Source organism: Fodinibius sp. Rm-B-1B1-1 (assembly GCF_038594945.1).
Classification (GTDB): domain Bacteria; phylum Bacteroidota; class Rhodothermia; order Balneolales; family Balneolaceae; genus Fodinibius; species Fodinibius alkaliphilus.
In genome coordinates this window covers 1428581-1446153 of the sequence record NZ_JBCFYD010000002.1, presented here as the reverse complement: position 1 = coordinate 1446153, position 17573 = coordinate 1428581, and the positions used below count along the sequence as shown (strand labels likewise).

At 43.0% G+C, this 17573-nt stretch carries 15 protein-coding genes; 6 read left to right on the top strand and 9 right to left on the bottom strand.

The genetic code is table 11. The features are described 5' to 3' along the window. Positions 1 to 88 precede the first annotated feature (88 nt). Positions 89 to 292 carry a dodecin family protein gene (locus tag AAFH98_RS13540; RefSeq protein ID WP_342523305.1) on the top strand — a complete coding sequence of 68 codons (204 nt, stop codon included), beginning with the start codon at positions 89 to 91 and terminating at the stop codon, positions 290 to 292. A gap of 51 nt (positions 293 to 343) precedes the next feature. Here AAFH98_RS13540 and AAFH98_RS13535 read toward each other — a convergent pair whose 3' ends face one another. Further along, entirely contained in the window at positions 344 to 856 is a 513-nt protein-coding gene (locus AAFH98_RS13535) for a GNAT family N-acetyltransferase (RefSeq protein WP_342523303.1), read from the bottom strand. 311 nt (positions 857 to 1167) lie between these two features. On the opposite strand from AAFH98_RS13535, the gene AAFH98_RS13530 reads away from it, so the two are divergent. The 3 genes from AAFH98_RS13530 to AAFH98_RS13520 are packed head-to-tail and all read left to right on the top strand — an operon-like array spanning position 1168 to position 6577. Next, entirely contained in the window at positions 1168 to 3570 is a 2403-nt protein-coding gene (locus AAFH98_RS13530; protein ID WP_342523301.1) for a choice-of-anchor B family protein, read from the top strand. Positions 3571 to 3619: 49 nt separating this feature from the next. Then, a complete protein-coding gene (locus tag AAFH98_RS13525; protein WP_342523300.1) occupies positions 3620 to 4720 on the top strand; it encodes a YncE family protein in 1101 nt (366 codons plus the stop codon). A 57-nt stretch (positions 4721 to 4777) separates the two neighbouring features. Next, positions 4778 to 6577 carry an FG-GAP and VCBS repeat-containing protein gene (locus AAFH98_RS13520; RefSeq protein WP_342523299.1) on the top strand — a complete coding sequence of 600 codons (1800 nt, stop codon included), beginning with the start codon at positions 4778 to 4780 and terminating at the stop codon, positions 6575 to 6577. 36 nt (positions 6578 to 6613) lie between these two features. On the opposite strand, the gene AAFH98_RS13515 is transcribed toward AAFH98_RS13520, so the two are convergent. From AAFH98_RS13515 to AAFH98_RS13505, 3 genes are read right to left on the bottom strand one after another with little or no spacing between them, the layout of a single operon-like run. Then, complete coding sequence (locus AAFH98_RS13515; RefSeq protein ID WP_342523297.1) at positions 6614 to 7195, bottom strand: DUF6940 family protein; 582 nt, start codon at positions 7193 to 7195, stop codon at positions 6614 to 6616. 21 nt (positions 7196 to 7216) lie between these two features. Further along, a complete protein-coding gene (locus tag AAFH98_RS13510; protein ID WP_342523466.1) occupies positions 7217 to 7636 on the bottom strand; it encodes a PP2C family protein-serine/threonine phosphatase in 420 nt (139 codons plus the stop codon). Continuing rightward, the gene (locus tag AAFH98_RS13505; protein WP_342523296.1) at positions 7632 to 8519 is read right to left on the bottom strand and encodes a GAF domain-containing SpoIIE family protein phosphatase; all 888 of its coding nucleotides are present in this window, start codon (positions 8517 to 8519) and stop codon (positions 7632 to 7634) included. The genes AAFH98_RS13510 and AAFH98_RS13505 overlap by 5 nt, the downstream gene beginning before the upstream one ends. Before the next feature lie 155 nt (positions 8520 to 8674). Between AAFH98_RS13505 and AAFH98_RS13500 the strand changes: the two genes are divergently transcribed. After that, positions 8675 to 9046: an STAS domain-containing protein gene (locus AAFH98_RS13500; protein WP_342523294.1), complete on the top strand. Its 372-nt coding sequence runs from the start codon at positions 8675 to 8677 to the stop codon at positions 9044 to 9046. Between the two features lie 158 nt (positions 9047 to 9204). Here AAFH98_RS13500 and AAFH98_RS13495 read toward each other — a convergent pair whose 3' ends face one another. The 5 genes from AAFH98_RS13495 to AAFH98_RS13475 all read right to left on the bottom strand — a co-directional run bounded on the left by AAFH98_RS13495 (position 9205) and on the right by AAFH98_RS13475 (position 16488). Beyond that, positions 9205 to 9396: a histone H1 gene (locus AAFH98_RS13495; protein WP_342523293.1), complete on the bottom strand. Its 192-nt coding sequence runs from the start codon at positions 9394 to 9396 to the stop codon at positions 9205 to 9207. Positions 9397 to 9576: 180 nt separating this feature from the next. After that, the gene (locus AAFH98_RS13490) at positions 9577 to 10248 is read right to left on the bottom strand and encodes an amino acid kinase family protein (protein ID WP_342523292.1); all 672 of its coding nucleotides are present in this window, start codon (positions 10246 to 10248) and stop codon (positions 9577 to 9579) included. 15 nt (positions 10249 to 10263) lie between these two features. Beyond that, entirely contained in the window at positions 10264 to 10971 is a 708-nt protein-coding gene (locus AAFH98_RS13485) for a cytidine deaminase (protein ID WP_342523291.1), read from the bottom strand. Continuing rightward, positions 10971 to 13937: a serine hydrolase domain-containing protein gene (locus tag AAFH98_RS13480; RefSeq protein WP_342523289.1), complete on the bottom strand. Its 2967-nt coding sequence runs from the start codon at positions 13935 to 13937 to the stop codon at positions 10971 to 10973. Before AAFH98_RS13480 ends, AAFH98_RS13485 begins: the two co-directional genes overlap by 1 nt. A 115-nt stretch (positions 13938 to 14052) precedes the next feature. Continuing rightward, the gene (locus AAFH98_RS13475; RefSeq protein ID WP_342523287.1) at positions 14053 to 16488 is read right to left on the bottom strand and encodes a penicillin acylase family protein; all 2436 of its coding nucleotides are present in this window, start codon (positions 16486 to 16488) and stop codon (positions 14053 to 14055) included. 164 nt (positions 16489 to 16652) lie between these two features. Here AAFH98_RS13475 and AAFH98_RS13470 point away from each other — a divergent pair, with 164 nt between their 5' ends. Further along, on the top strand, positions 16653 to 17501 hold the full coding sequence (locus AAFH98_RS13470) for a 3-hydroxyacyl-CoA dehydrogenase family protein (protein ID WP_407935512.1): 849 nt from the start codon (positions 16653 to 16655) through the stop codon (positions 17499 to 17501). The last annotated feature ends 72 nt before the right edge of the window (positions 17502 to 17573 follow it).

Here is a 17573-nt window from a genome sequence, read left to right as displayed (position 1 = left end):
GTTCAAAAGTTGTAGATATTGAGAGTTATCATTTGAAAAGCTTTCGTGCTAAAAAAACTGTTATTATTAATCCAAAGAGGGAGTTATCATGTCATTAGCCAAAGTAATTGAAGTTATTGCCGAGGGAGATACCATTGAGCAGGCTGTTGAGAATGCAGTTAAGCAAGCTTCTGAAACAGTGCAAAACATCAAGAATATAAATTGCGAAAATATTCAGGCCATTGTTACAAATAATAGCATTGAAAAATATCGAGTGAATGCAAAAGTAACGTTTGTTCTTGGTAAATCCTGATCGAAGAACTATAGATAGGATTTGACTAATAAAAATTCCACTGACCAAGAGTTAGTTGTATGTGGAAAAGGTACGGTGGTAGGTAATTTCTCCCGAAGGAGGGTGATGGTTGAAAGATTTTACGAGAAAATATTTCTTGGGGATTCCATCACAGAATAGCTTATCATGATGGTGAAATCCAAATTGCTTATAAAAGTTCGGTTCACCTACTAATACACATCCATTAGCACCAAGGGATTTTAATTGGTCGAGTCCTTCTGTGATTAATGCTGACCCAATGCCTTGGTTTTGGTAGTCAGGAGTTACTGACACAGGAGCAAGACCATACCAGTTTTGATGGTCTCTATTAATTGAGATCTCTGAAAAGGCAATGTGGCCTACAATTATTTGATTAGTTACAGCTACTAAAGAAATTGAAAGAGCATCGTTATCTCGCAAGTCTGAAACCAACAGGTGTTCTGTTTGATTGCTATAAGGATGATTTTTAAAAGCTGATTCTATAACAATATTTATTTGTTTTATATCACGTTCTTTTTCTGGGCGGATCGTTAGTTTATCAGTCATTGTAAAATGATGTGTATGTCTATCTCAAATAAAAAAGTATGAGCATAATAGATGCTTTATAAAGCTGTTAAATAACAGTTGGAGGAAAGTTCTTTTTTCATGAGTTCTATGTGAACAATCCCAGACCTTCCAATGATAGAAATGGTTAAAATATTACTCTCTCAGGATAAAGATTATTGATTAATAAAGTAATAATTGGCTGTTAAATACTGTCAGCAATTTAACGCTTTTTTACGTACACTTTTTGCTTCTCGTCACGTATTTTAATAATTACTTGTGCAATTAATAGAAGCCCTTAAATTATGAGTTCTATGAAACGCATATTCATATTTTTTGTAGCATTTTTTCTTTCAACATCATTTAGCACAATACAGGCACAAACGACCAGTGATGGTGAGGCTGAAAGCTTGATGGGATTTGCTCGCGCTGTTGCAGTTACGGATGGCGCCGTGCTTATCGGTGAGCCGGCGAATCCCCACCAGCCGGGCCTTGTATATGTTTTTAAGCAGAATCAGAATGAATGGTCGCAGCAGTTAGAACTCTCTGCATCTGATGGTAAAATTGGTAACAGTTTTGGAGCTTCTATCAGTGTGAACGGCAATCGTGTATTAGTGGGAGCGCCAGCGCGTAATGATGAAAGTGGCGGAGCGTACTTGTTCGAGAAATCCGGAGACGGGGCGTGGAATGAAGTAGCCCAGCTGGCGCTTTCGGATACCAGTAAAAAAGGTGGATTGGGTAGCAGTGTTGCTGTGACTGACGATCATGCTTTTGTAGGCGCACCCGCAGAAGATGAAGAGAGTGGGGCAGTTTATGTATTTAAAAAGGATGGATCTGGTAGTTGGAGCCAGCAAGCTCATTTGGCTAATCCCGATACTGCTCAAGGCTTTAGCTTTGGATCAGCATTGGCGGTAGATGGTCAAAAGCTGTTTGTAGCGGCCCCCGAAGATGGTGGTGCTGTGTATGTATATCATAAAGATGAAGAAGGAAGTTGGAACAATGAAGGAATGCTAAAGAGCGATCAGGTAGCTGATAATGCACGCTTTGGATCTGCTTTGCAGCTGCATGGCGACAAGGTTTTTGTAGGGGCGCCCCGCGATGCTTCTGGATCGGGTGGTGTATTTATTTATGAATATGAGGATGATGAATGGAATTCTGCAGGACGACTTGTAGCATTCGATAGTGGACCGCGTTATGGCTTTGGATCATCATTGGCTATTGCCGATGATAAACTTTGGGTCGGCGCGCCCGGTGCTGATGGACGTAAAGGAGCACTCTACCAGTTTAAGCAGGATGATACTGATGAATGGGTAGGCGTTACAAAAGTTATGGGGCCCGATCGTAAGTCTGGCGATCAATTTGCCAGCACGCTTGCTGTTGGTAATAATACGGCAGTAGTCGGACTTACAGGTGCTGATTATGGAGCGGGAACAGCTGCTATTATGGAATTTGGTGACACGCAGAATTGGACGGTAGCTTCAACTGTTATGAGCAAAGGAAGTTCTGTGCTTGAACCCATTGCCGGTAATAAAGTGGAGTGCAGCAATGGTAAAGCCTCACATTTTGATTGCAGTAATGTAAATCTGCTTTCGTTTCTTCCTATTGAAGAAATTGGCGGAGATCGTGGCGTTCGAATGAATGATATCTGGGGCTGGACGGATCCCCAAACAGGAAAAGAATATGCTCTGGTAGGGCGTATTGACGGTACTTCTTTTGTGGATGTTAGTAATCCTTCAAATCCTGTTTACGTAGCTGATTTACCGATGACCGAAGGATCAAGAGCAAATGCATGGCGCGATATCAAAGTGTATGAAAATCACGCATATGTAGTGGCCGACAATGCAGGAGAGCACGGTATTCAGGTTGTGGATTTAACAAAGTTACGTGAATTTGACGGAACACCATTGACCTTGGAAGAAGATACTATTTACGACAAAGTTCATAGTGTGCATAACATTGTGATTAATGAGGATACCGGATTTGCCTATGCCGTGGGAAGCAGTGGCGGCGGACAAACTTGTGGCGGTGGATTGCACATGGTTAATATTCAGGATCCCAAGAATCCAACTTTTGCTGGTTGTTTTGCCGATCCATCAACTGGACGTAGCGGCACGGGGTATACGCATGATGCCCAATGTGTTACGTACAGCGGCCCCGATAAAGAGCATCAGGGTGAAGAGATTTGTCTTGGAGCTAACGAAACGGCCATCAGTATTGCCAACGTTACGGACAAAGAGAATCCACAGGCACTTTCCACGGTTTCTTATCCCGACTATGCTTACGTACACCAGGGATGGTTGACCGAAGATCAGCGTTATTTCTTTCAGAATGATGAGCTTGATGAGTTGACGGGCAACGTTGATCACACGCGAACGCTAATCTGGGATGTTTCTGATTTGGATGATCCCCAGTATGTGGATGATTATCTATTCGATAATGAATCATCTGATCATAACCTTTATATCAAAGGTAATACAATGTACTTATCGAATTACCAAAGCGGCTTACAGGTGCTTGATGTTAGTGATCCGGAAAATCCCCAGAAGACTGGATTTTTTGATACCGAACCTTTTGGTGAAGATGAGCCCGGCTTTGCAGGAACGTGGAGTAATTACCCTTACTTTGAGAGTGATATTATTATCATGACCAGCTCTACTGAAGGGTTATTTATTCTCGAAAATGCGGATCAGCCCGTTACTCCTGCAAGTGCACAATAAGCTATAATCTGACTGCAAATAATAGATTACCTTTCCGATTATGATGCGGATGTCTTTATGGTTGCGAATGTTGGTATGTGGTTTTGTCCTGCTAACTTTTTCTGCCGGTTCTGTAATAGCCCAACAAGGAGCTGCCGAGAGTAATGACAGTTCAGAACAGAATCAGCATATTTATGTATGCAATCAGGGAGAAGCAACGTTAACGGTTATTGATGTCGCTACCAATGAAGTTGTCGATAATATCGATTTGCAGGAGTTGGGATTCTCGGCCAATGCCAAGCCGCATCATGCTGTTGCAGAGCCTGATGGGTCGTACTGGTATGTGACATTAATTGGCGAAAATAAGGTACTCAAATTCAATCGTGAGAATGAACTGGTTGGTCAGGTATCGATGGAGGTGCCCGGGCTCATGGAGTTGCATCCTACGCGCGATTTGCTGATGGTTGGTCGTTCAATGAGCGCGGTAAATCCGCCGCAAAGTATTGGGATTATCAACCGCTCTGATATGACGCTTCAAAAAGAGGTGCCCACTTTTTTCGCACGTCCCCACGCAATTACGAGCACGCCCAATGGAGCATGGACCTATATTGCAAGCTTGGCCGAAAATCAGATCTTGTCGTTGAACAACGAAACGGAAGAAACGGACCTTATTAATCTTGCTGGAGATACGCACGTATTTGTTGATTTTGCGATATCACCCGATGGTAATACGTTGGTTGTCACCGGACAGATTTCCAGCAAACTGCTCTTTTTTGATATCAGCGATCCGTCAACTCCCAAACTTACTGAAAGTATTGATGTCAATGCGCAACCGTGGCACCCAGTGTTTTCTGCTGATGGGCAATACGTTTATTTCGGCAATAAAGAGGCACATACCGTTACGGTCGTTGATATGGAGTCGCGGTCGGTAGAGAAGGTTATTGAGGGTAATGGGCTGGCTCAACCTCACGGCAGTGCCTTATCTGCTGACGGCAAATATCTCTATATTTCTAATAATAATCGCAAGGGCACCTACAATGCTGAGGGGACGTCACTAAGTGGGGATCCCAATGGAACGGTAACGGTAATTGATACCAAAACCAACGAGATTGTGAAGGTTATCGAGGTGGGAGCCTATACTACAGGCATTGGAACCAACGCCAGCTTGTAGGAGGTTCTCCATCAGCTAAATGAAGAATTTTGAGCATCTTAACTTTTTGCTTTTATCATGACTATTCGTGCATTTCTGTCAATCTCTGCAATAGCAACTTTGCTGATTGGTTGTAGCAGTACTGGTTTGGTGCAGAAAAATGCCGAGTCTGCTGATTTCCAGAAGGTGATTACTCCTATAACCGTTATTGACAGTACAGGTTCGGAGATTGCCCATCCTTTTTTAGGGGGATTTAACGCGCCCCGTCCCCAGTTTGTGGATATCAACGATAGCGGTGATCCCGACCTTTTTGTGCAGGAAAACTCCAATGAACTGATCTTTTTTGAGAATCAGGATTCTGAATTGAAGTGGCAAAGCGATAAGTATCGAGATCTCGATATCGGGGAATGGTACCGCTTTGTCGATTTGGATCAGGATGGGGATATGGATCTGCTAACCGAGCAACCCTACAGCTACATTCGTTATTATCGCAACGATGGTGACGAAAAGAATCCTGATTTTTCGTTGGTTAGCGATACTCTTAAAGGTGCCGGCGGCGAACCTATTTTTTCAGATCGACAGAATATTCCAAACGTAACGGATATTGATTGTGATGGCAGGTTGGATCTATTTATAGGACGGTTAGACGGTACGATAACGCGTTATGAGTCGGTGGGTCGTAATAACGCTGGTGTTCCACAGTTTGAGCTGGTAAACGAGCAGTTTGAGGGTATCGAGATTGTCAAACAAGTGGGCACTATGCACGGCGCTAATACGCTCACTTTTGTAGATATTGATGATGATGGGGACCAAGACCTGTTTTGGGGCGACTTTTTTGAACCCAGTTTGCTATTGGTAGAAAACCGTGGTAGTTGTGGCAATCCTGAATTACAGGGAGAGCCTCAGCCGTTTCCAAATTCGAACCCGGTGGAATCCAGTGGATATAATGCACCAACTTTCGCCGATTGGGAGCAAGATGGTCGGCAGGATTTGTTGATTGGCGTGCTTGGTGGAGCGTATAATGCCAGTAAAACGCTATCGGAGAACCTGTATTTTTATAAGCAAAACGATAATGGTCGATTCAAGCAGCAATCTAAGCAGTTTTTAAATACTATTGATATTGGCAATGAAAGCCTGCCTGCTACGGGCGATATTGATGGTGATGGAGATATAGATCTCCTTTTGGCGAATAAAATTGATCCCGGTGGACGAAAAACGTCTGTAGTTTATAGATTCGAAAATCACAATTCTGATGGTGAGCCGGAACTTCATCAAAATGGAGTAGTAGATTTACCTGATGCTTATCATTACGCCCCGGCGATGGGCGACCTCAATGGAGATGGATTGGATGATTTGCTGGTGGGTACGTGGAGAGGCCGCATAGCGTATTATCGTAATACGGGAGAAGGTTTTGAGGAGGTTGATAACACTTTTATTGAACCTGAACGGGGCAGTAATAGTACGCCCGTACTTGCAGATCTTGATGATGACGGAGACTTGGATTTGTTGGCAGGAGAATCGGGGGGAGGGATCCACTTTTACCGTAATGAAGGTACCGCTGAAAAGCCTAATTTTGTTCTTGAAAGAGATACTTTTTTAGATGTTGAGGTAGGCCATCGCAGTGTGCCAGAATTGTTTGATGTGGATGGTGATGGCGATCTGGATTTATTTATAGGGAATAAGGATGATGGGATGGCTTTTTATCGAAATACCGGTACCAAACAACAGCCTGTTTTTGCAAAAGAGTCATTACCGTTGCCAATTGAGGGTCCTAAACTATCATCACCGCGATTTGTCGATTTTAATGGCGACGGGAGTTTTGACTTCATTTCTGGTAGTCGGGGTGGGGGACTTATTTACTACCGGGGGAGTAAATAACAGATCATTCTTAATGATGCTATCATATGCATCAAATCAAGATATTGAAGTATAAGGATGGTGCAGGTAATACTTGGGACGAGAGTCCAGCCGTACATGAAGCCATGCCACTCCGCCACCGGCGGTATTGAGCCAAATAGGATCACTGGAAAGACAGTTTAAAGTTACACGTCCTACTATTTGCCATAGTTTTTTCTGCTGTTCTTGCGGGGCTTGTTTCGTAAACACCCCAATGTGAGAATAGTTTAGCTGCTGATCGCTTGGCGTAGGTGCAATCAACTTTGCATCACCACCCAAATTATCAAAAGTAATCACCGATTTTTGAGGATCGAGATATTGTCGAAAGGGTCCGGGGTTGGAAGGCAGATCAATTCCCGGGCTTTTAGTGACAACAAATTCAAATGGTTGTTGTTGTGTTTCTTTTGTCACGGGCGGTGTTTCCCAGTGATAGGCCCGAAAGGGAATATCTGATAGCAGGTCTATAAAAAATTGTTGAAAGTCCTCATCGTTTTCAAGATAGTACAAGAAATCTGAATAGCTAAGTACCCCTTGCTGCTTAAAGAGCTGATATCTTTGGGATTCATTATCAGCAATAGTAGTTGTTCGTGACGTAAACATAAAATCTGCTTTAAAACGATTTTAACCTTCTTCACGCTTTATAATAATAAGGGTAATATCATCGCTTTGTTGGTCAGAATCGCTGAACGCCTTGACGTCATCAATAAGCAGTTCAATTGTTTCTTCGGGGGTACAGTTGGGATGGTCGAGCAGCCAGTCCTTAAAGCGGACCTCTTCGTATAGATCGCCATTGGTATTTTGCGGTTCGCTGATGCCATCCGAATAAATAATGATCTGTTGTCCGGGCTTGAGTGCTATTTTTCCTTCTTCAAACTCAATGTCATCCATGATACCTACCATCAAGCCCCCTTTATTGAGATGTGTGATTTCATTGTTTTTGTAATCAATATGGAAAGCATCGGTATGGCCAGCATTAACATACGAAAACGTATGATCTTCAGCATCCAATTGTCCACAAAAGAGCGTGACAAACTTATCAATGGGGGTATCTCTGAACAGGGATCGATTTACAAATTCGAGTGTTTTTGGTGAGGGAGTGATTATTTTCGACCTGTGTGCGTAATACGGCGCGTGATGAGGCCATAAGCAGGGAAGCGGGAACTCCTTTTCCAGTGACATCACCCAAGGCAAACGTACAGCTGGTGTCTCCATTCGTAGAAATAAAATCGTAGTAGTCGCCACCTACATAGGTGGCCGGTTGAGTAATACCCGCAATTTGGTAACCCGAAATAGCTGGTGCTTCTTCTGGGATAAAACCGGATTGAATAGATCGTGCCAAATCAAGCTTTTGTTCAAGCAACATCTTTTGTTTCTGCTGTTCATGCAGACGTGCATTTTCAATAGCAATGGCAGCTTGGTTAGCCAAGGCCTGAAACATGGGAATCTCGTCGGCAGTAAAATTTTGGCCTCCTTTTTTGTTTAATGCCTGGATGATTCCAATGATCTCTTTTTTATGATTGAGCAGCGGTACACAAAGAATATTTTTGGTGGTAAAGAGATCGGGTTCAATATCACCGCCAAAGCGTGGATCTTTATCTACATCGTTTACAATAGCGGGCTCTTCGTTCATGAAAACCCAGCCACCTACGCCTTCATCTTTTGGGATATGTTTACCTGTAATTTCATCTGTTGCCGGGCCCGTGGGGATACTTAGTATTAACTTGTCAGTATCTTCGTCATAGAGCATTAGCGAGCTGGCCTCGGATTGCATGATAAGTTTTACAGCCTTAATGATATCCAAGAGCATATCATCAAGATCAACATTAGAGTTAATCTGACCAGTAAGCTTCATCAATAGGTCAAGATGTTCATCATCTAAAATTTGGTCGGTACTGTTGTGGATAGGGGGTTCCTGGGTGGTCATAATAACATCTCTTGATAAAATTAAGCCTTTCTTTTATAGAACTTAATAAGGGTACTAATTTTCGTTTTGTCTATCAAATTAGCATAATTATCTAAGTGTTGTATATTATGAGTTCTAAATTAATTACAGAGACAATTTAAACTGGATGAAACTTTATGAATTATACGATTAATGAGCGTTATAATTGTATTGTAATAGAATTTAGTGGCAACTTAATGGGTGGTCCTGATGCGAGTACATTCAATGAAGATCTGCATGATTTAATTGATGAGGATAAAAAAGAAGTTGTGGCCGATCTGAGTGGTGTCAAATTTATGAATTCTTCGGGATTGGGAATTCTGATTGGCGGGCTCACGACTATGCGTAATGCTGGAGGAGATTTGCGAATTGCTGGTGCGGATAAACGTATTGAGAGTTTGTTGATGGTCACAAAGTTGGTGACGGTATTCAATAGTTACCGAACGGTCGAGGAAGCGGTCGAATCATATGAGGAAGATCCGATTGGCGAAGAAAGTGAAGAGGAGTAACTATTTTTTGGGAAATATTAGTTAGATTAAAAGTGCCGCGAGATAATACTTGCGGTACTTTTTTTTATTTGTTGGATGTATTAGCAATTCTTTATCAAAATAAAAAAAGGCCACTTTTAAAAGCGGCCTTTTGAAATCAATAAAGTAGAAGTACGAAATTAGATTTCGTCAACTTTGCCAGTGTTTTTCCACTCTTGAATTTCCATTCGAATTTCTTGCGCCTTTTTCTTCATAGCCTGAAGAGTTTTACGAGCGCGTGTACCTGCAGCTTTGTTCCCTTTGTTGTAGAACTTGTTAATGTCAGGTTCCAGTTCGCTTAACAGTTCGCTCATTTCATCGAATCGGCTCATTATATAACTCCGTTTTGATTAGTATTAATAATTTAAAATCTCGATCGATGTGTGCTTTATTACATCGAATGGTCGAATCTATGTATATGCAACTGTTGTGTCAAGTTAAAAGGCCATTTTAATTCATTAAATGCTGTTTTTTCAAAAAAAGTGAAGATCTTGGCTGATTTATTTCGCAAATCAGTCGTTTTGGGAGTTGTCAATCGATATTGTGTGCTCTAAATTTGGCAATTGGTTGAAATCACGAGCGGTCGCCAGACGTATGGGGTGACGATAATCCTCAAAATCGTCGGGGATTTGCTTATCCTTAAATGCCGGTGTCAAGCTTCCCCAGTTCAGTTTGTCGTTATCTTGCTTGTCTGTAAAGATTTCTGATTCATCTGATTTTGAAAATAGAAAAAGCTGGTCGGCATTGAGCTCTTGAAACAAGTACGTTGCAAAATCAGGAAGGGAGAGGATTTCGGTATCATCCTCATCGGCATTATAAATTAGTGTTGAGAGCAACAGAACCGACTGTGATGGAAGGGTATCCAAAAAGGAATGATCGAGCGTTAGTTCGTTATTTTTGCGCGTAATTACCTTGCGCTGATAGGGGTTAATCCCAACAGCTGAGACCCCCTCGTCGGCCAACAGTGCTACCAACCTGTTGTTGAGATCTTTAATGCTCCGTTTCGTAGCCGGGTTACGCATCACCCCCGTTTGAATGATTCGCTCGGTATATTCACTGTCGGAATGGATGATGATGGGGCGGAGGTCAGTATTGCCTTGCTGTTGGGAAAGCGAACGTGCCAGTGTGGTTAAAAATACTCCGTTATCTAAATGATCGTAGTCGAGTGCAGCTATATACTTCATGAAATTGGTAGAAAATTATTTATTTGATAGCGATGTTGATCGAAAACTGTGGGGAAGCAAATCTTCACTAAAATGGATAGATTCGGTTTGATCAGCATGGTGCAAGTGAATCTGTGTTTTGGGCAAGTGTTCAATAATAACTTGTCGGCAAGCGCCACAAGGACTGCTAAATTCTCCTTTACGTGTGTGAATTGCTAAGCTGTTGAGTTTATGTATACCATATGTTAAGGCCTTAGAGATAGCAATCCGTTCGGCACAAAGCCCCATATTCCACGAGCGACACTCGATATTAACCCCCGAAAAGTATCCCTGGTCGGTTTCAATCAACGCCGATACGGGAAAGTCTGATTCGTTTACAATAGCCTTATCTAAAAGCTCTTTTAGTTTTTTTCTTTTGTTAATGTCAGCAGATAGTATGGGGTTGTCAAAAGTGATCCCTTGCAACTGATCTTTATCTAATGGCTGAGCCGAAAGGTTAAACTCCTTTTCCCAGCTCGGTATCATGGGGGATTCGATCTCTTCAGTAAAAAGCTCATCTGGTTGATGCCCCTCGCTGAGACAGCAAAATAGGGCATTTTGTGTGGCGCTTATACTCAGTGGATATGATATGTTTTCAATGCGAACTCCAGGGAACCATTGACCCGTTTGGCTGCGGACAACAGCAATAGATGGTTCCTTAGAATAGGGGACATAATTGTGCTTTGTAAGCTCTTTAATATCCATTACTTAACAATTGATGACATTACTATATCCGCAATCTTAGCTCTTATTTTGCTGATATCTTTCCCATAAGAGCGATGGGGATAGGTTCTATTAGTTAAAATGATGACGGCCAAATCGTTTTGTGGGTCCATCCAATAGCTGGTTCCGGTAAAGCCGGTATGACCAAACGCTTTTTCACTCATGAGCGATCCGGCTGTGCTAAATCCATCACTTTTACGATCAAACCCATATCCGCGATTGACTTGTTTAGACTGTTGTGTTGTAAATGTTTCGATCGTTGATTCCTTCAAAAATCGATGACCGGCATACCATCCATCGTTGAGCAGCATCTGACAGTATTTAGCCAAGTCACCACCAGTAGAAAAAAGTCCGGCATGCCCGGCCACTCCATTTAGATAATAAGCACGTTCGTCATGTGCGTAAGCATGGACGGTAGTATCCCGGTAAGTTGTATCGATTTCGGTAGGAGGAATACGTCGGGTAATATATGTTCCCCGTTTATGGGGATTAAAAAAGGTATTATACATCCCCAGTGGATGGTAGAATTTGTCGTCTACATATTCATCCAGCGTTTGGCCGGTTACCTTTTCGATAATTTCGCCAAGTAAAATAAATCCGAGATCGCTGTACCGGTAGTCGGTACCTGTTTGATACGTGAGTGGTTCATTTTTAACCGCCTTGATAATTTCTTCTTCTGATTTTAGAGAATCAATATATACCCGAAAAGGAGGCAGCCCCGAGTTATGGAGCAAGAAATTTTTGATGGTGATATTCTTTTTATCTCCTTCACTAAATTCCGGAATATATTTTCCAACCTTATCATCCACATTAATTTCTCCCTCTTCAACAAGTTTCATAATAGCCGGGGTGGTGGCTGTTACTTTTGTGAGCGATGCCAAATCATAAATGGCATCTTCGTCGATCTTGTTGAGTTTGTCATATGACTGGTAACCGAATCCGCGTTGATAAGCGACGGTTCCATTTTTAACTACCGTTACAACTCCGCCGGGAAAGGTTGAATCAAAAACTGCCTCATTCATGATATCATCAATGCGACTGAGGGAGTCGGGTGAAAGTCCTGCGACCTCGGGTTCATCGTCGCGCAGTGTCGTTTGAGGCAAGTGTATACCGTGATCGATAGCATACATACCCGGTATATTGATGGGGAGTCGGCCACTGATCTCAGATCCACCAAAAAGGGCAGGTACCGTATTTCTAACCTGGCTGCTATGGGCTGACCATGCCATTAGCTGTACATTGATATCAGGGAGGTCTTGTACCACATAAGGGTTTCCAAAAGCGATAAGAGCCGAGGGCTTATCTTGTGTAAGATCTTGCAAAAAGGATAAGTCTTCTTCGCGCATTTGTGTATTTTCGCCAGAGCGTACATACACAAATGATCCGATTATAATAAGGTCAGCGTCTTTGGCATCCTGTTCCATTGCTCTGCGATCTTCCTTACTCGTCCGTTGATCCAGCACATGGGATTTAATATTGGGATGATAGTTACGCAGTCGAGATACAAAAGAGGAGCCGGCATTTCCACTACTACCATCCGAGACAGAAACCACCATAATATTTTCGAATTCCGAAGCCCTAATAGGCAGGATGTTATCATCATTTTTAAGCAGCGTCAGTGATTTTCGGCTGATTTCATCAGCAATAAGTTGGTGGCTGCGTCGATTGATTTTTTTGTTAAGGCTGTCAATATCGATTTGGCTATCTTCGAAAAGTCCCTGCTGTTTTTTCCATTGAAGCAACTTACGGACTGATCTATCAATGCGTTTCTCAGAAATATCTCCTGATTGTACTGCCTGCTCAATCTCATGGAGGGCGGTTAACTCATCAGGACTCAACAGCATTAGGTCTACACCGGCTTTAAGGGCTTTTATTACGGCTTCTCCCGGTGAAAAATGAGCCGATATTCCACGCATTTCGAGTCCATCACTTACTACTACGCCGTCGAAGTTGAGGCTGTCAGCCAGAATGCTATTGATGATCGATGGATCCATGGTAGCGGGCAGGGCCGTGTCGGGACTAATAGCTGGAAAAGAAATGTGAGCACTCATGATACTATTAATCCCATTATTTATTGCCGATCGAAATGGAGATAGTTCCAACGTATCGAGTCGGGCAAAATCGGCGTTTATAACCGGTAGCGAAAGGTGAGAATCAATATTGGTATCGCCGTGACCGGGAAAATGTTTGGCGGTGGAAATAACATTTTCGGAGCGTACACCTTCAATAAATTTATTACCGAAGACACTTACAACAGAGGGATCTGCTGAAAAAGATCGAACGTTAATGACGGGATTCTGTGGGTTGTTGTTTACGTCCAAAACCGGAGCATAAATTTGGTGTACCCCTAATGCTTTAGCTTCCTGAGCAGTGATTTTACCCATCCAATAGGCATAATCGGGATTTTGTGTTGCCGCGACTCCCATTGCCGGGGTAAATCGTGTTGCACCATCGATACGCATAGCCGCTCCGTATTCCATATCCTGAGAAATCCAGAGTGGAATTTTTGCAGCACGTTGCAGCTTATTCGTCATAACCGCCTGTGCATAAATATCTCCACTAAAGAAGGTGATGCCGCCTACCCCATATTGCTGAACCTTGCGCAGCAGTCGTTGATATTGGGAGTGATCTTCACTCAGATAACGGCCGTTGGCTCGAATAGAGAAGAGCTGTCCAATTTTTTCTTTTAATGATAATTGGGTCAGCAATGTATCTACATTAATAGTGTCAGCTTCAAAAGAAGGTTGGGGGTCGGTCTTTCTTTGAGATTCTTCAGCCTTTTTTACGGAATCAATTTTGGAAAGTAAACTGGGTTGTTCAATGTCTCCACTGATCTCTTCGTTGTCGGTACTTTGCTGGAATGTGGCACATGACTGAAATCCTAAAAAGAGAAAAGTAATGGCGATTATAACAACCAGGGGATGGTGGGGGAATGATTTTTGCTGCATAGCTGCTAAAAGGTCAGGTAGATAATTTATAGGTTAAGAAAATCGAAAGTAACATAGCTTATTGTCACTGGGTAATCAAAAGAAAGGAAGCGGTTTCATTGGTTTTATTGCTAATCTATTCTGGAATAAAGGTCATCGTATTAAACTGGTTTTCATCAAAAAACGTACTATCCTGATAGATAAATTTATATTGCCCGGTGAGCCAGCTTTCAGTTTGATCCCCGTAGTATTGCGAAATAGGGTTGCCCGACTGTCCCGTGGAATTAATGGACCAGCTTTTACTGAGATCAGAGAAGTCAATGATGCGGCGGATGGATGGTCCCAAAATCATTTCGTAAGGGTTATTCCAGCTATATTCTCCATTATTGATGCTCATATCATGTCCATTAACTGGGTGGGGACCGTTACTCAATAAATTATTTACAATCAGTTTTAACGAAGTAGGTGCATTGGGATTGTTAGCTGCTTCTCCAAAAAGTTCGGGTTTAAAAGTGATGGTGTGGAGTTGCTCCCAGCGCCATTCAAAAGGCTCTTCGCCAAAGTTCGACCGAAGGTAGGTAATAGCCTCCGCCATACTTTTTAGGATGATATCATTCCGTGTTTCAACCTTGTCTTCTGTTTCTATATTGTCAAAAAATGTACTTCCGTTTTGCAAGAAACGTGTAAGTGCTCGTATGGGCATAGATGAAAACCGTACATACCGCTGGTAGGCTTCTTCACCCATTTCATCAACAAAGGTGTTTTTAGCCAAATGAATTAAAAAGACATCCATAATAGAGGCCGCCGTTTCTGAGCGATCATAAGTATAGTCCCAATTTTCTAAATATGAGATGGCGGTCCCAAATTCTGAGTCCTCACTTTCTTTGAGGATGGGCAAAATAATTTGGGAGAGTTCCCGGGAGAACTGGGAGTAGGTATCGTTTTGCATCTGCTGAAATGTTTGGGGCGAAAGTTGTTCATCACTGGTCAGGTACCCCTCTATTCTATTGATACGAGAGTCCGGTTCCCAATAGGCCGAAATATAGTAGGGATAGTTACTGCCAGTGGGAGATGTATTGGCATTGGCAACCCAGCCACGGTCAGGATTGATGATGGTGGGAAGTTGATCGTCGGGGACGAAGCCCTGCCAGTCGTGTTCACTGTTCCAGCCCTCGCGAAGTAAAATTGGGTTTTCATCTCGAATGGGAATATTTGCCATCGAGAGCTGGGCAATATTTCCGGCTTTATCGGCATAGATGAAATTTTGTCCGGGCACTTTAAAGTTATAGGCGCCTTCTTGAAATTCCTCAAACGATTGGGCCCAGTTCATCGTCAATAGTGCTTCAATCTCGTTTGTCACCTCATACCCGGTCCATTGCATTGAAATAGCGCGATTATCGATATACTGCTGGTCGGGATATACATCCGAAATAATAGGGCCATGGTTAGTGACTTTTCGTGTGAACAGTGTATCGTTGGCACCCTTAACTTTGATAACCTCTTTTTGGGTTTCAAACTCTTCATAAATAGCTTCGTTGGCCAGCGAATCAATAACGTATTGGTTGGGATTATCGGGGTTTATCGCTTCTTCAAAGAAATCGGTATCATCGAGCATAATATTGGTGAGCGACCAGGCAAGGTGATCATTTTGACCCAATATAACGATGGGAGCGCCGGCCAGTGTTGCACCCGATAGATTTTTCCCGTTCACATTCAGGTGCGCCTCATACCACTTGCCGGGCATGCTTAATCCAAGGTGTGGATCTCCTGCCAGTAAAGGTGCCTCTGTGGTGGATTTTTCTCCACTTACTGCCCAAGCGTTACTTCCCACATGCGACCCCTCCCGACCCAGTATTTTATTCAGCTGTTCGTTCGTTTCGAGCAGGGGCATCAACGTCTGCGCCCAGTTGGAATCGGCACTTGAGGCAGACGCAATAAAGCGGTTGTCAGGTAGTAGTTGGGCAAATTTTTTATCAGAAAGCGTCTGGGAGAAATAGGCGTAGTTGAGTTCCGATTTCCAGGCAAGGTTCAACTCCCAGGCCATCATGCGAGCCAGGGCAATAGAATGAGTGGGGGTCCATGTAATGGGATCCATATCGGCAAGCGAAAACTGAATGGGTAAGCTCTTGGGGTTATTTTGGATGTAAGAGTTTACGCCCGCTGAATAGGCCTTCAGTAATTTTAGCGTTGAATCGGAAAGGGTGGGTTTAATATCCTGGGCGATACGCCAAAATCCTAAGGTACGTTGTAATTTGTCATAAGAAATAAGGTCTTTCCCCAAAAATTCTGCAAAGCGTCCTTCTGCTGCCATCTGACTCAGCGTCATCTGCCAGAGGCGATCCTGGGCGTGGGCATATCCCAGACTGTAGTAAAGGTCGTTCTTGTTATCAGCGTAAATATGTGGAACGCCATGGGTATCCCAGTGGATATCAACTTGTTGCTGAATCGTATCATGCGTTTGAGTAGTTTGGTAATCGGGAAGGGGCCGGTAGAATGTCCAGTAAATGGCTAATCCAGTGATGCCAACAATTAAAATCAGCAGAAAAAGGGCAATACGTACAAATTTATTCATGGCAAACAATAAGTGGTTGATGGACAGTCAAGAATGTAGCAAACATAGCAATAAATAGGTAACCGTAAAAAGCTGTTTGAAGCGTTGAAAATGCCCGAGAAAATCGATACTCTCATTCATCAATAAACAACACCAAATTGCAATAAAGTTTTTGAGTTATGGATATTAAAAAAGTAGCAGTTATTGGCGGTGGTACTATGGGGAACGGCATTTGTCATGTTTTTGCCATGAATGGTATTCCCGTGAATCTTGTGGAGATGGATCAAGAGTTGGCCGACAAAGCGTTGTCTACCATCGAGAAAAACCTTGAGCGAATGGTCAAGAAAGAGAAGATTGATACTGAACAAAAGGTGCAAGCGCTCGATAATATTGAAACGCATACCGATACCGCTGTGGCTGTTGGTGATGTGGATTTGGTGGTAGAGGCGGTGCCCGAAAATTTTGAACTGAAGAAGAAGGTATTTTCAGTCGTTGACGAGGCTGCTCCCGATACCGCTATTTTGGCTTCCAATACGTCGTCGATATCGATTACCAAACTTGCTGCTACCACGGCGCGCCCCGGACGTTTTATCGGGATGCACTTTTTTAATCCTGTGCCGGTAATGAAGCTGGTAGAGGTAGTGCGCGGACTTGATACTGATGCAGAGGTTGTTGAAATCATCGAAGATACTGCTGAGCTATTAGGAAAAAATCCTGTTGAAGTGGCTGATTATCCGGGCTTTGTGTCGAATCGCGTGCTGATGCCTATGATCAACGAGGCCATCTACTGTGTCTACGAAGGCGTGGCCGAGCCCGAAGATGTGGATCAAGTGATGAAACTTGGCATGGCACACCCGATGGGCCCACTGCGACTGGCCGATTTTATTGGCTTGGATGTGTGCCTGGATATCCTGAACGTCCTTCATGATGGATTTAAAGACCCCAAATATCGACCGTGTCCGCTATTAGTTAAGATGGTGGATGCCGGAAAGCTGGGCGATAAGTCCGGTGAAGGATTTTATAAGCATGACTAAAAGTTTAATCTGTGTCATGCTGAACCTGTTTCAGCATCTCTAAGTTGCAATTAGGCCCTCGGGATTTCGATT